This is a genomic window from Nocardia vinacea NBRC 16497 (genome assembly GCF_000308835.1).
Taxonomy (GTDB): Bacteria; Actinomycetota; Actinomycetes; order Mycobacteriales; family Mycobacteriaceae; genus Nocardia; species Nocardia vinacea.
Genome location: NZ_BAGN01000230.1, coordinates 1 through 13335, shown reverse-complemented (window position 1 = coordinate 13335; position 13335 = coordinate 1). Strand labels below are relative to the sequence as shown.

At 66.8% G+C, this 13335-nt stretch carries 11 protein-coding genes and 1 pseudogene; 7 read left to right on the top strand and 5 right to left on the bottom strand.

The genetic code is table 11. The features are described from left to right. Nucleotides 1-819 (top strand): annotated as a pseudogene (locus tag ON44_RS32115) (hypothetical protein); the annotation flags it as partial. 240 nt (nt 820-1059) lie between these two features. After that, nucleotides 1060-2892 carry a phosphoenolpyruvate carboxykinase (GTP) gene (locus ON44_RS32110; RefSeq protein WP_040697188.1) on the top strand — a complete coding sequence of 611 codons (1833 nt, stop codon included), beginning with the start codon at nt 1060-1062 and terminating at the stop codon, nt 2890-2892. 423 nt (nt 2893-3315) lie between these two features. On the opposite strand, the gene ON44_RS32105 is transcribed toward ON44_RS32110, so the two are convergent. Next, nucleotides 3316-4050 (bottom strand): HD domain-containing protein, encoded by a 735-nt coding sequence (locus ON44_RS32105; RefSeq protein WP_245567423.1) that lies wholly within the window; start codon nt 4048-4050, stop codon nt 3316-3318. Between the two features lie 224 nt (nt 4051-4274). Next, nucleotides 4275-5114 (bottom strand): NAD(P)H-binding protein, encoded by an 840-nt coding sequence (locus ON44_RS32100; protein WP_040697182.1) that lies wholly within the window; start codon nt 5112-5114, stop codon nt 4275-4277. A 63-nt stretch (nt 5115-5177) separates the two neighbouring features. Between ON44_RS32100 and ON44_RS32095 the strand changes: the two genes are divergently transcribed. The 3 genes from ON44_RS32095 to ON44_RS32085 all read left to right on the top strand — a co-directional run bounded on the left by ON44_RS32095 (nt 5178) and on the right by ON44_RS32085 (nt 7254). After that, entirely contained in the window at nt 5178-5576 is a 399-nt protein-coding gene (locus tag ON44_RS32095; protein WP_040697179.1) for a winged helix-turn-helix transcriptional regulator, read from the top strand. A gap of 228 nt (nt 5577-5804) precedes the next feature. Next, nucleotides 5805-6755: a GlxA family transcriptional regulator gene (locus ON44_RS32090; RefSeq protein ID WP_040697176.1), complete on the top strand. Its 951-nt coding sequence runs from the start codon at nt 5805-5807 to the stop codon at nt 6753-6755. A gap of 295 nt (nt 6756-7050) precedes the next feature. After that, the gene (locus tag ON44_RS32085) at nt 7051-7254 is read left to right on the top strand and encodes a hypothetical protein (RefSeq protein WP_040697175.1); all 204 of its coding nucleotides are present in this window, start codon (nt 7051-7053) and stop codon (nt 7252-7254) included. Here the strand turns inward: ON44_RS32085 and ON44_RS32080 are convergent, their stop codons facing one another. Further along, on the bottom strand, nt 7255-8697 hold the full coding sequence (locus ON44_RS32080; RefSeq protein WP_040697173.1) for an aldehyde dehydrogenase: 1443 nt from the start codon (nt 8695-8697) through the stop codon (nt 7255-7257). A gap of 208 nt (nt 8698-8905) precedes the next feature. Here ON44_RS32080 and ON44_RS32075 point away from each other — a divergent pair, with 208 nt between their 5' ends. Further along, nucleotides 8906-9205: a hypothetical protein gene (locus tag ON44_RS32075; RefSeq protein ID WP_040697171.1), complete on the top strand. Its 300-nt coding sequence runs from the start codon at nt 8906-8908 to the stop codon at nt 9203-9205. A gap of 2 nt (nt 9206-9207) precedes the next feature. Here ON44_RS32075 and ON44_RS32070 read toward each other — a convergent pair whose 3' ends face one another. Continuing rightward, nucleotides 9208-9957, bottom strand: coding sequence for a class I SAM-dependent methyltransferase (locus tag ON44_RS32070; protein WP_040697169.1), 750 nt, complete (start codon nt 9955-9957; stop codon nt 9208-9210). Between the two features lie 214 nt (nt 9958-10171). Here ON44_RS32070 and ON44_RS32065 point away from each other — a divergent pair, with 214 nt between their 5' ends. Continuing rightward, nucleotides 10172-11338 (top strand): glycosyltransferase family 4 protein, encoded by a 1167-nt coding sequence (locus ON44_RS32065; protein WP_040697167.1) that lies wholly within the window; start codon nt 10172-10174, stop codon nt 11336-11338. Between the two features lie 238 nt (nt 11339-11576). On the opposite strand, the gene ON44_RS32060 is transcribed toward ON44_RS32065, so the two are convergent. After that, nucleotides 11577-13335 (bottom strand): MmpA family trehalose lipid delivery protein (locus ON44_RS32060; protein ID WP_040697164.1); only part of this gene is annotated, 1759 nt, incomplete at its 5' end.

Genomic DNA, 13335 nt, shown 5'->3' with positions numbered 1-13335 from the left:
CGCGAGGAACGCGCCGTGCTGCTCGCCGGACGTGACGGTGGCCGCGCCACCGCCATGTCCACCCTGCGCAGCCAACTGCATCTGGCCAGGGTCGATCTGATGACCGATGTCGGGGCCAGGGTCCGCGCGTTGCACGCCGCCGCTCGGGGCGAACTCGACCGTTTGCGCCGCGCCGAATTCGGCGGCTATCCCGAACGCCTACAGCAGGCGGTCAACGAGCTGACCAACGCCGTGGACGGAACCATCGACCAGCGGCTGTCCGAGCTCGCCGACCGGGTCGGGGCAGCATCGGAACACGACCGCGGCGTGCCACCGCGTTGGCGCGATCCGGCCCCGCGTGTCGGTCCGGATCCGGAGCCGAGGCACCGAGGTGTCGAAGATCACCTCATGATCGCGCTGGGTGCGTCCGCGGGGGTCGGCATCGGGCGCCTACTGGTCGCCCCGTTCTCGCTCGTGCAAGCCCTCAATTTCGCGGTCCTACCCGTGACGCTGCTGCTCGGAGCGGGTGCGGCGGCGTGGGTGGTGCGGGCCCGCGGCCAGGTCGCCGACCGTGCGCACCTTCGTCAATGGGTCTCCGACGCGCTGGTCAATGTGAAGGCCCAATTGGAGCAGCGGGTCGCCACCGCACTGGTGGAATCGGAGACCGCGCTATCGGACCGCGTCATGCGCGCGAGCACCGAGCGAATCGTCGAAATCGACCGTCAGGTGGCCGAATTGGAGGCCAAACTACGCCGTGCCGCGGCCGAGCAACCGGGACAGCTCGCCGCCTGCGAACGCGATATCGCCATCCTCGACCGGTATCGGACTTCTTTTGATTAGGTAACTTAGTGGGTACTCCTGGGGGAACCCGATTCCGTACTGGTCGTCACATCGCGTTAACCTCTTAAGCAGGAACCTGGGCGTCCGCTTCGTCCTTGTACGCGGTCCAGCCATGACGCGCTTTCGACTGGTCGTAGCGGGTGCCTTCCCGCCAACGGTGGCGCTCGGTGTGTTCGCGCTGGTCATGGGCCTATGGGCCAGGCGGAAACACCGTGAACCGCCCATCTCAGGAGAGTTTTCATGACCTCAGCGACCATTCCTGGTCTTCGGAATTCCGACGGCAAGCAGCCGACCGAGCACAGCGAACTACTCGCCTGGGTACAGGAAGTCGCAGAACTCACTCAGCCAGAGCGAGTGGTCTGGGCGGACGGTTCCGACGAAGAGTGGGATCGGCTGACCACTCAGCTCGTCGCGGCGGGCACCTTCCAGAAGCTCAACGAGGACAAGAAGCCGAACTCGTTCCTCGCCCTGTCCGACCCCTCCGATGTGGCGCGTGTCGAATCCCGCACCTACATCTGTTCGAAGACCGAGGCCGACGCGGGCCCCACCAACAACTGGGTCGACCCCGCCGAGATGCGCGCCACCATGACCGAGCTGTACCGCGGCTCGATGAAGGGCCGCACCATGTACGTGGTGCCGTTCTGCATGGGCCCGCTCGGTGCCGAGGACCCCAAGCTGGGCGTCGAGCTCACCGACTCCGAATACGTCGTGGTCTCCATGCGTGTGATGACCCGCATGGGCACCGCCGCGCTGGAGAAGCTCGGCACCGATAAGCCGTTCGTGAAGGCGCTGCACTCCGTCGGCGCGCCGTTGGCCGACGGCCAGGCCGATGTGCCGTGGCCGTGCAACGACACCAAGTACATCACCCACTTCCCCGAGGACCGCGAGATCTGGAGCTACGGCTCCGGCTACGGCGGCAACGCGCTGCTCGGCAAGAAGTGCTACTCGCTACGCATCGCCTCGGCCATGGCCCACGACGAGGGCTGGCTGGCCGAGCACATGCTGATCCTCAAGCTGATCTCCCCCGAGAACAAGGCGTACTACATCGCCGCGGCCTTCCCGAGCGCCTGCGGTAAGACCAACCTCGCGATGATCCAGCCGACGGTTCCCGGCTGGCGCGCGGAGACCCTGGGCGACGATATCGCCTGGATGCGTTTCGGCAAGGACGGCCGCCTGTACGCGGTGAATCCCGAGTACGGATTCTTCGGCGTCGCGCCGGGCACCAACCGCAGCTCGAACCCGAACGCCATGGCGACCGTCGAGGCGGGCAACACGGTCTACACCAATGTCGCGCTCACCGATCACGGCGATGTCTGGTGGGAGGGCCTGGAGGGCGAGCCCGATCACCTGATCGACTGGAAGGGCAACGACTGGTACCTGCGGGAGACCGAAACCCTTGCCGCGCACCCGAACTCGCGGTACTGCACGCCGATGTCGCAGTGCCCGATCCTGGCTCCCGAATGGGACGACCCGCAGGGTGTGCCGATCTCGGCCATTCTGTTCGGTGGCCGCCGCAAGACCACGGTCCCGCTGGTGACCGAATCCTTCGACTGGCAGCACGGCGTCTTCATGGGCGCGACCCTGTCGTCCGAGCAGACCGCCGCCGCCGAAGGCAAGGTCGGTACCGTGCGCCGCGATCCGATGGCGATGCTGCCGTTCATGGGCTACCACGTCGGTGACTACCTGAACCACTGGATCAATGTCGGCAAGAATGCCGATGCGAACAAGCTGCCGAAGATCTTCTACGTGAACTGGTTCCGTCGCGGTGGCGACGGCCGCTTCCTGTGGCCCGGATTCGGTGAGAACTCCCGCGTGCTGGAGTGGATCGTCGGCCGCATCGAGGGTTCGGCGCAGGCCGAGCCGACCGCGATCGGCAATGTGCCCACCGCCGCCCAGATGGACCTCGAGGGTCTGAAGGTCGACCCCGCCGATGTCGATGAGGCACTCGCCGTCGATGCCGACGAATGGCGCAAGGAGATCCCGCTCATCGAGGAGTGGTTCGAATTCGTCGGCGACAAGCTGCCCTCCGGCGTGCGCGACGAGTTCGAGGCGCTGAAGGAGCGCCTGGGCTGAGTCTGATTTGCAGCGCCTGCGGCGCTGCGTGTTCGCGGCCCCCTGGTGTCTCGCGTCCGAGTCGTCGAGACTCGCGACTTCGTCGCATGCGCTTCGACGACTCGGACGCGAGACGGGCCGCGAACGGGCCGCTCGTAAGACTCGCTCCGTGGTGGTCGCCGGTGGCGGATCGTTCGGCCACCGATGCACGCGCGCTGGATGGTCGAGTCCTACGGCGTGCGGCGCATGCGCTTCGACGGCTCGGCTGTGTCGATGGCCGCGCCTTCGGCGCGGATGCGAGACGGGCCGCGAACGGGTCGCTCGTAAGACTCGCTCCGTGGTGGCTGAGTAATCGACGAAGCTCGCGGTGTAATCGACGAAGCTCGCGGCGCCGCCCGCACCATCTTTCACGATGGTGCGGGCGGTTTCGTTTGTGGCAGAGGTCTATTCGGAGAACGGCGCGCGGCCGATCAGCTGACGGAAGCCCGCGGTTCGTATAAGCCATTGGGCGCGTCCGTCCGGCACCGCGGCCGCCTCGTTCGTGAACGCCTCGGTCAAATGCTGCTTGAGGTTGTGCCGCGGATGACGGCGCAGCAGCTCCGCTACCCAGCTCGGATCGAGATCGGACATCCGCGCCCCGAACACATCCACCGCCGCACCGGCGGAAACGAAGCCGAGATCGTCGACGTTGTCGGCCACCCCGATGGTGAGATGCGCGGCGATCGCGGCGCCGACGGTCTCCGCCTGCTCCGGTGTCGCACCTGCGCCGAGGACGAATCCGACGGCGCGCTCCGCCCCGGTCACCGCGAAACACCTTCCGGGCGTTGGATGTTCGAGCTGCAAATCGTGCAGCAGGCAGGAGACGTATGCCAGTTCGTCGTCGTATTTGGTGCCGTCGAATTCAGCGAGCGCACGCCCGAAGAAATAACTCCGATACGAGTGCTCCAACACGTGCACCGAAAGGTACTCCCGCGCTTCCTCTTCCGCGGCCTTGGCCAGCTTCGAATCGGGCAGTCGGAGTTCCGCGAAATCCACCCGCCCGCTCCCGCCTCTCCCCAGTACCAATGCGGCCTGTCCGGCAACGAGCCGGGGCACGCCCGCAACGAGCTTGGCGGTCAGCTGCCTCCGCTGACCACTGGAAAGCGCCCCACCGGTACGCCTCGCCCATTCCCAATCCATCCCCACAGGCGCACCCACGTCGATCTCCTTCTCCTCGAACACGTCTCGCTTTCAGTGAAGCGCCCGAGCCGGCCCCCGACGAGTGGCGCAAATGCCAGTAACCCTCTGATTCCCGCCAATCCTGCCCCCACTGGCCAGGTGTTCGCACTGGGCAGGCGATCACGGAAGCAGTGGCGGCAAAACGCGAGAAGCCTCCGCCACCAATTCCACCTGATCTCGATCGGTCAGCGGAAGTCGAGAGCGTGATCTTGTGCCCATTGGGCGAAGGTGTGGGCGGGGCGGCCGGTGAGTTCTTCGACGATCGTCGATACCTGCGGTGGTTCGGTGATTCCGGCCTTCCATCCGGCCAGGACGGCCTCGACGCCGATCTCCGGCATGGTCTTGCGCATCTCCACACGGGCCTGTTCATCGGAAATCACTTCGAAAGCGATCTCGCGATCGATGGCCGCACCGATCTGCCGCACCTGCTCGCGCAGGGTGAGTGACTCCGGGCCCCAAACGGTATAGGCCTGGCCATGGTGACCGGGCTCGGTCAGCGCGGTCACCGCGAGTGCTGCCAGATCTTTCTCGTGGATGGGTGCGGTCCTGGCGTCGGGATACGGCATCCGGACCGTGCCCTCGTCCCGTATGGACTGCTGCCACCACCAGAGGGCGTTCGTGGCGAACATACCGGGGCGGATGAAGGTCCAATTCAGAGCGGACTTCTCGATGGCGGACTCGATGACGCTGTGCATCAAGGCAATTGGATTGCTCGACGCATTGCTGTGCAGCACGGCCCCTGACGATAGGAACACCACGTGCCGCACCCCGGCGGCCTCGGCCGCCGCCACGAAACCGTCGATGCCCTCGGGCTTGGCGTAGAGGAAGACGCGCTGCGCGCCTTCGAGTGCGGCGGGCAGCGTTTCGGGCTGCTCGAGATCGGCCGCGACGACCTCCGTGCCCGGCGGGAAGCCTGCGGCGGCGGGTGCCCTGCTCGTCGAACGGACCTGTTCCCCTCTCGAAATCAGCCCCTCCACCACGTGGTGACCGACATTGCCTCTGGCTCCGAAAACGACTGTGACCATGGCGGCAGCGTAGGCCGAAGGACTTACCTGTGGTAAGGACATACCTCCAGGTAAGCTCCAGAAATGGCGGTACGTTCGCAGGTCGAGCCCACTACCTGGCAGGGCATGAGTGACGCATTCAACAGTGAGTGTCCGGCACGCGAGGTGCTCGACCACATCACGAGTCGTTGGGGCATGCTGATCCTGACCGCGCTGACCGACGGGCCGCTACGGTTCTCCGAGTTGCACGCCAAAATCGGTGGTATCAGCGAGAAAATGCTGTCGCAGACGTTGCGCACGCTCGGGCGTGACGGGCTGATCGCGCGCACCGTCGAGCCCACCACGCCACCGCGGGTCAGCTACGAACTCACCGAACTCGGCCAGGGGCTCACCGAGTCGCTGCACCAGTTCCTCGGCTGGATCCGTGAGCACACGGTCGAGGTGATGGCCGCCCAGCGCCGCCACGACCGGCAGCGCCAGTAACCTCTCGGTGCTGTCCGAATAGCTATGCGTCACATAGCGATCGGCTATTGCGTACAGGGAATGCGCCCATTGCCAGGATCGTGTGCAGTGGGGATGGCCAGAGCCTGTGCGTCAGTCCAAGAGCCGGGGCATCCACCAACAAGTGCACAGGGCGAGTGCCTCACCCTCGCGATGCGCCGCTGGTGGCAGGGATTCCGGTAATGCTCGGATTCGTGCCAAACTGAGGGCGTGAAGCAGGTAGTCGCGCTGGCGCTGGATGGCGTCATGACCTACGACCTGGCCTGCGCGGTCCAGGCATTCCGCCACGGGCCGGGCAAGACCGGGGAACCGGTGGGGTTCGAGATGCGGACCTGTGGAGTGCGGCCGGGTCCGGTGTGGACCCCGAACGGTTTCGAACTCCGGGTCGACGAGGGGCTCGAGGCGTTGGCGAGCGCCGACATCGTGGTGGTTCCGGGAATCGGGTTGCCCACGCTGGCGCCGGCCGACGAGGTGCTCGATGCGCTGCGGGCCGCGTCGGAGCGAGGCGCGACCATGGTGAGCATTTGCGTCGGCGCGTTCATCCTGGCGCGGGCGGGACTCCTGGACGGGCGGCCGGCCACCACCCACTGGGCGTATTGCGACGAATTCGCTGAACTGTTCCCAGCGGTAAAGCTCGACCCCGCCGCACTTTACGTGGACGACGGTGACGTGCTCACCTCGGCGGGATTGTCCGCGGGAATGGACCTATGCCTGCATATCGTGCGTCGTGAGCTGGGTGCGGGTGTGGCGGCCGATTTGGCCCGCTGGAATGTGACCGCACCGCACCGCGAGGGCGGTCAGGCGCAATATATTCCGGATGCCTTGGGCGGCAAAGACTTCCCCGGCGCTCTGGCCGCGACCATGGCCTGGGCGGCGGCGAATCCGGCTGCGGCGCCGGATGTTTCGACGCTTGCTGGACATGCGCTGATGAGTGAACGCACGTTCATCCGCCGATTCAAAGCCGAGGTGGGCACCACGCCGCGGCGCTGGTTGGAGGCGCAGCGCACCGTACACGCTAGAGAGTTGCTGGAGACTACCGAACTGCCCGTCGAAGTTGTTGCGGCACAGTCCGGATTCGGTAGCGTCACCGCGTTGCGGGTGCATCTGCGCGCGGCCACCGGTACGACGCCCGCCGGTTATCGCCGGTCGCTGCGCCGCTAGCGGATTTCCTCGGTGAATGCGCGTACCAGGCGGTATCGATCGGCCGATGTTCTCGGATTGTCGGATCTGAAGCCATCGGTGCGCTACGGTTGATTTGCCCAGACGTGCTTCGTATCAGTAGGAAGCCGGTCCGGGAGGGGCTTATGCTTCGCGTGCTTTCCGTCTCATGACCGACCAGTTCGATTGCCAATTATTAACGGTCTGACTTAGGTCGACTGAACTACTTCCCTTTCGACTCGCGAGTCCGCCCACCTGCGGCCAGCGATGAGAGCGACGCGTGAGAGGTGGTTGGAACATGACCGATCTGGAAACCGGCCCGTTGGCCGTGCCGCAGGTCGAGCCGGCGACCGCGAGCACACCGCTGCGGCGCGCTGCCGGACGTTTGCAGGATGCGCTGCCGTCGGGTTGGCAGGTCGAAATCGTCGACGCCGGTGCGCCGAGCATCGTCGACGCACCGGGCCGTCAGCCGGTAGTCCGGGTGGTTATGTCGGGGGCTTGACTACCCCGTCCATCCCATGGGCATCAGCAGGGACTTCTGCTCGCAGAATGCGTCCAGACCCTCTGGTCCGTTCTCCCGGCCGAGGCCGGAGTTCTTGTAACCGCCGAACGGCGAGCTCGGGTCGAATGCATACCAATTGATCGCGTAGGTTCCGGTGCGCACCCGCGCCGCGATTTCCGCGCCGTGCTCGATATCGGCGGTCCAGACCGAGCCGGCCAGGCCGTATACGGAATCGTTCGCGATGGCTACCGCTTCGTCCTCGGTCTCGTACGGGATCACCGACAGGACCGGGCCGAAAATCTCCTCCTGCGCGATGGTCGACTTGTTGTCGACATCGGCGAAGATGGTCGGCTCGACGAACCAGCCGCGGTCCACATCCGCCGGGCGGCCGCCGCCGAGCACCAGTCGCGCGCCCTCCTCCTTGCCCTTGGCGATATAGCCCTCGACACGGTCGCGTTGACGTTCGGAGATCAGTGGGCCGAAGGTTGTCGCCGGATCGGTGGGATCGCCCGTCTTCAGCGTTTTCACGTGCTCGACCAGCGCGTCGAGGATCTCGTCGTAGCGGCTGCGCGGCGCGAGAATGCGGGTCTGCGCGACGCAACCCTGGCCGCTGTTCATCAGACCGGAGAAGGCGAGCACCGGGATATTGGCGATATCCATATCCGGCAACAGGATTGCCGCCGATTTGCCGCCGAGCTCGAGCGAGACGCTCTTGAGCTGTCCGGTCGCAATGGCGCCGATCTTGCGACCGACCGCGGTGCTGCCGGTGAAGGTGACCTTGTCGACGCCCGGATGCGAGACCAGATACTCCGCGGCATCCGCCTCGGCGGGCAGGATCGACAGCACGCCCTCGGGCAGGCCCGCCTCGGCGAAGATTTCCCCGATCTTGTTGGCGGTCAACGGAGTCAGCGGCGCGGGCTTGAGCACCACCGTGCATCCGGCGAGCAATGCGGGCGCGAGCTTATTGGCCGCGAGGAACAGCGGGACATTCCATGCCGTGACGGCCGCGACCACACCGCGCGGCTCCCGCGAGACCCGTGCGGTGCCGAACAGGCCGGTGCGAGTTTCGTTCCAGGGGAAGGACTCGGCCAGTCCGGCGTACGCGTCGAGGGCGGCCACTGCCGGAATCTGGTTGAGCGTCATGGCGATCATCTGCGGTGCGCCCATTTCCGCGGTGAGCGTGGCGAGCAGATCGGCCGAACGCTCCTCGATCAGGCGCGCGGCGCGCGTCAGTACCTGGGCGCGCTCCGCGGGCGGTGTGGACGGCCACGGACCGTTGTCGAAGGCGTGCCGGGCGGCGGCTACAGCGGCGTCGACGTCGGCGCGACCGACCACCGGGACGCTGCCCACCGGCTCGACCGTCGCGGGCGAGATGACCTGGAGGCGCTCGGTGGCGGCGGGTGCGGTCCAGCGGCCGCCGATGAACAGGCTGTCGTAATGCATGAGAACACGTTACAGTTTTGCGGCTCGATTGTCTGTAACGTGTTCCAGTTTTCCGTCCGTCCGGCCTTCTGAACAGCGCGAATTCCAACCTGTCGGTTCGCTTTTCAGAGAACGCACTATTGCGTTCTGTTGTTGCACCGGTCATGCTGTAGCTACTGATCAGCTCGCTCGATTCATGAACCGATTACGCAATTGGGGAGTCAGAGTCATGGCGGTGCAAGTGATCGGTCGGTCGTTGATGACAAGCGACCAGACCGAGCATCAAGCTAAAAGTGTCGGCGCAGGTGGGTGGGTAGTTTCCTTCCTGCCGGGCCGGACGCTGACCATCGAGCAGGCAACCGCCGCGATGCAGGCCGCCGAGGCGGTCGCCGTCGTCGGATTGCTGGCTGATCAGGTCGGCCTGACCACCCTGGAGACGGTCGGCTTGGCCATTCAGGAATCGCCATGGGCGGCGACGATCAACGCATGCGGGCGCAGGAGCTGGCGCCGGGGCTGGCTGGAGAAGTAGCGCTACGGCTTGGTGGCGACTACCACCAGATTGCTCACCAGTAACTCTCGTAGCACGGGTACGCGAACCACCCACCAGGCCCAACGCGGGTGATAGCGGGGGAATACGATGCGCACATCTGCGGAAGTGCCTGCCGCCCAACGCAACCCGTCGGCAGCGCCGACCGCGAACAGCGACTTGCCGAAGCGGTTCTTCGGTTCCCGGCCGGTCTTGCGACGGTATCGGCGCGCCGCGTACTCACCGCCGAGGTAGTGCCACGGCCCTGTTTCGTGCCCGCCGAACGGGCCGTGCCACACCGTGTACGAGAGCACGATCAAGCCGCCCGGACGGGTCACGCGGACCATTTCGTCGGCCATGACCCACGGCTGCGGCACATGCTCGGCGACATTCGAGGAGAAGCAGATGTCGACCGCGTTATCCCGGAACGGCAGTGCCATACCGGACCCGCGGACCGCGCCCGCTACCGAGAGTCCGGCGGCGTGCATCTCCGATGGGTCGGGTTCGACGGGGATGTAGCGGGCACCCGTCTTGACGAATTCGTCGGCGAAGTAGCCGGGGCCACCGCCGACATCCAGGATGGTCGCGCCCGCGAGGCCGTGCCCGGTGACATCTGCGTAGAAATCGCCGATCATCGCCGCGCTGTCGGCGGCCAGACCGCCGTAGAACAGTGCGGGATCGGTCTGCTCGAATCGGAAACTGCCGAGCAGTCGCAGCGACCGGCGCAAGGTCGCCCGCCGCGCGAACCGGGACATGGCTCGTCCGCGCCGTGAGGCAGGCGCCGCAACGGGCTCGGCTGGCTCGGTTTCAGCAGTCGGCACGGCGCAGAGTCTCGCATAGTGCGGGCAACGCACCGCAGTCCCGCCTGCCCGGGGTGGGAATTCCCGCGCGGTGCGGACCGGCCGGTTGGGGGCGCGGGTTAGGGTGTACGGCGATATCCGTGACCCTGCTGACCGAGAGAAGCTCCACGTGCGCGAAGTCCTCCTGCTGTGCTGGCGTGACACCGGGCACCCGCAGGGCGGCGGCAGCGAACGGTACCTGGAACAGGTCGGCGCGCAGCTCGCCGCGCGCGGGGTCAAGGTAACCCTGCGCACCGCGCGCTATCCGGGCGCGCCGAAGCGGGAGCGGATCGACGGCATCGATGTCAGCCGGGCGGGCGGCCGATTCTCCGTCTATCCGCGGGCGCTGGTCGCTATCGCGTTCGGACGGCTCGGCATCGGGCCGCTGCGGGGTCTGCGGCCCGATGCGGTGATCGATACGCAGAACGGGATCCCGTTTTTCGCGGGTGTGGCGACGAACGCACCGTCGGTGGTGCTGGTGCATCACGGGCATCGGGAGCAGTGGCCGGTCGCCGGACGGTTCGTCGGGCGGATCGGCTGGTGGATCGAATCGCGGCTCTCGCCGCGGGTGCATCGGCACAACCAATACCTGACCGTTTCGCTGCCCTCGGCCGAGGAACTGGCCACGCTTGGGGTGGACGGTTCCCGGATCGCGGTGGTCCGCAACGGCGCCGAACCCGTTCCAGTGGACGCGCCGACCGGCTGTGCGGAGACGCGCACCGAAGAGCCGCGCATCGTGGTGCTCTCGCGGTTGGTGCCGCACAAGCAGATCGAAGACGCGTTGGCGGTTGTCGCGCGACTACGTAGTCGGATTCCCGGCCTGCGGCTCGATGTGATCGGCGACGGCTGGTGGGCGGACAACCTGAAGGCCGACGCTCGCCATCTCGGCATCGCCGACGCGGTTACCTTCCACGGCCACGTCGACGAGCGGCGCAAACACGAATTACTCGCACGCGCTTGGGTACATGTGCTGCCCTCACGCAAGGAGGGCTGGGGCCTCGCGGTCATCGAGGCGGCGCAACACGGGGTACCGACGATCGGTTACCGCAGTTCGCGCGGACTCACCGACTCCATTGTCGACGGGGTGACCGGGGTGCTCGTCGACGATGTGAGCCAGCTCTGCGAGTCCGTCGGTGAACTCGTCGACGACACCGAGGCGCGCGCTGTCATGGGGGAGAAGGCGCGTGCCCGTGCGCGTGAATTCTCTTGGGAGCAAACCGGGAACGGCGTGTACGCGGTGCTCGCGGCCGCGGCTCGAGGTGAGCACAGCTCGGGGCTTATCCCGCCCGGGCCCTGATCGGTTGTGGGGCGCGGTCATACGGCGGGCGTTCGGGATGTCGTGGCCCTTTGCATCGATCTCCGAAATCGGTGCGCAGTCGGTCTATTGCTCCTGTTCGGCTAACAGTGCGCGGCGTGCTCCCGTCGGGGCGCCGGCTGGGTAGGTCGCCGATGTCGAATGTCATAGGCCTATCGATCCACGCCCTGCCCTGAGCGTGCGTTGTGGCCTTATTTGTGTGCGTGCACCGCCACTCGGGTCAACGGCGTGGGCGCAATAAGGCCGCTAGCAGCAGCCCGCCGACTAGAAGGACGGCCCAGAGGATGTGGGCGGCGTAGGAGATCACGCGGTGCGCGGACTGTGATTGTTCGAAACGGTCGGTGGCGTCGGGGACTCGGTACAGCGCCAGTTGAGAGTCGGCGTAGACCGAGTCCAACTGGGCGAGTGTTGTTTTCGAATCGCCGAGCGGTCCGGGTGTCGTGCGTTCGACGAGGACCCACCCGACCCCGAGCTCACCCAGCCGCCGGGCCGAATCACCGTGCAGCAGTGCGGTTTCCACCTCCCGCGCCCGGGTGCCCTCACCGGCCACGGTGCGTCCGTGCACCGGAAGCTCACCGGTCTGCAGCACATCACGGGGCAACATTCGCGGTGCCGGATCCAACACCGCCACCCTGCCGCTGTACGGAAACTTCCGAAACATCCCGCCGGGCAACACCGCAACATCCCCGGGCCCATCGATCCGCTCCGCAACCCGCTGCCAGCCGACCGGATAATGCACCGGCTTCAGTGCCCCACCCACACCCCAGGCCAAATCGAACAGCGGCAGCACCAGCAGTGCGATGAATACCGTTGCGGCCAAGGCCGTCCCGGGCGGGCGGGCGGACTCCTTCGGCGCGGCGCTATTCGCCGCCAAGCGCACCGCGACCGCTCGACACCCAGCGGCGGCGCACAGCACGTACGCGGGCATGGCCAGCGCCACATACTTTTGCGTATCCCGCAACAACCCCGCCCCAGGCATATGACCGACAAGCCACTCCAAGCCGCTCATGCCCCATGACGTCGCCCCCATTGCGGGCAGTACGACGGCGAGCGCCGCAAGTACCAGCAGTGCGCGACGGACTCGCAAGCTCTCACGATCGATGCCGCCGGTGGTAGCAGCGGCGTCCGCGTCGTCGCCAGTGGGCGCGGCGGCGATTGTCGCGGCCTCGGGGTGCGTCGAATTTGTGGCGTCGCCTGTGGGAGTTGCGCCCGTCTTGATACCCGCGGTCGCGCGGATGCCGAGGGCTACGAGGGTCAGTAGCAGGGCGGTGGCGATCAGGGCGAGGGGGGTGGTGCGGGAGTCGGGGACCGAGTCGGCGTTCCAGATTCCGCCGAGTCCGGCCAGGGTGCCGAGGGTGCCGAGGGCGGGTTCGGCACGGGCGGCGAAGGCGGCGATTCCGGCCGGGTCGGAGGGCGCGGTCCCGGCACCCGACAAAGCCGTCGCCGCCAACCAGGGAGCGGACGCCGCCGATAGCAGAACCAGCGCCCCGAGCACATTTCGACGCCCGACCAGCACCACCGCGGTAATGCCCGCCAGCAGAGCGCCGGTCGGCGTCAGCCCCGCCGCCGCAAAACACCCGGCCATGGCGCCCCAGGAACCGACCGTGCCGCCACGTGCCACCGCGGCGTCGGAGCCGCTCGCCCGTCGCCCCCTGATGCGAATTCGATAGGCGGCCAGTGCGGTCCAGGGCAGTGCCGCGTATCCGGTCAGCAGGCTCCAGTGCCCTTGGAGCACACGTTCGGCCACGTATGGGTTCCAGAGCGCGACGGTCACGGCGACCAATTGCGGCCCGATCGATACCCGAAGCAGTTCTCTGGCCAGCACGGCCGCCCCGAACCCGGCCGCCCACAGCGCCACGAGCAGGATCGTCTTGACGATCAGCCCGCCGTCGACGATCGGCGACAGCGTGGCCAGCATCGCATCCTGTGGAACCGCTCGCGGAGCGGCGTCGCCGAGCCCGAGCGCCGAGTCCGTCATA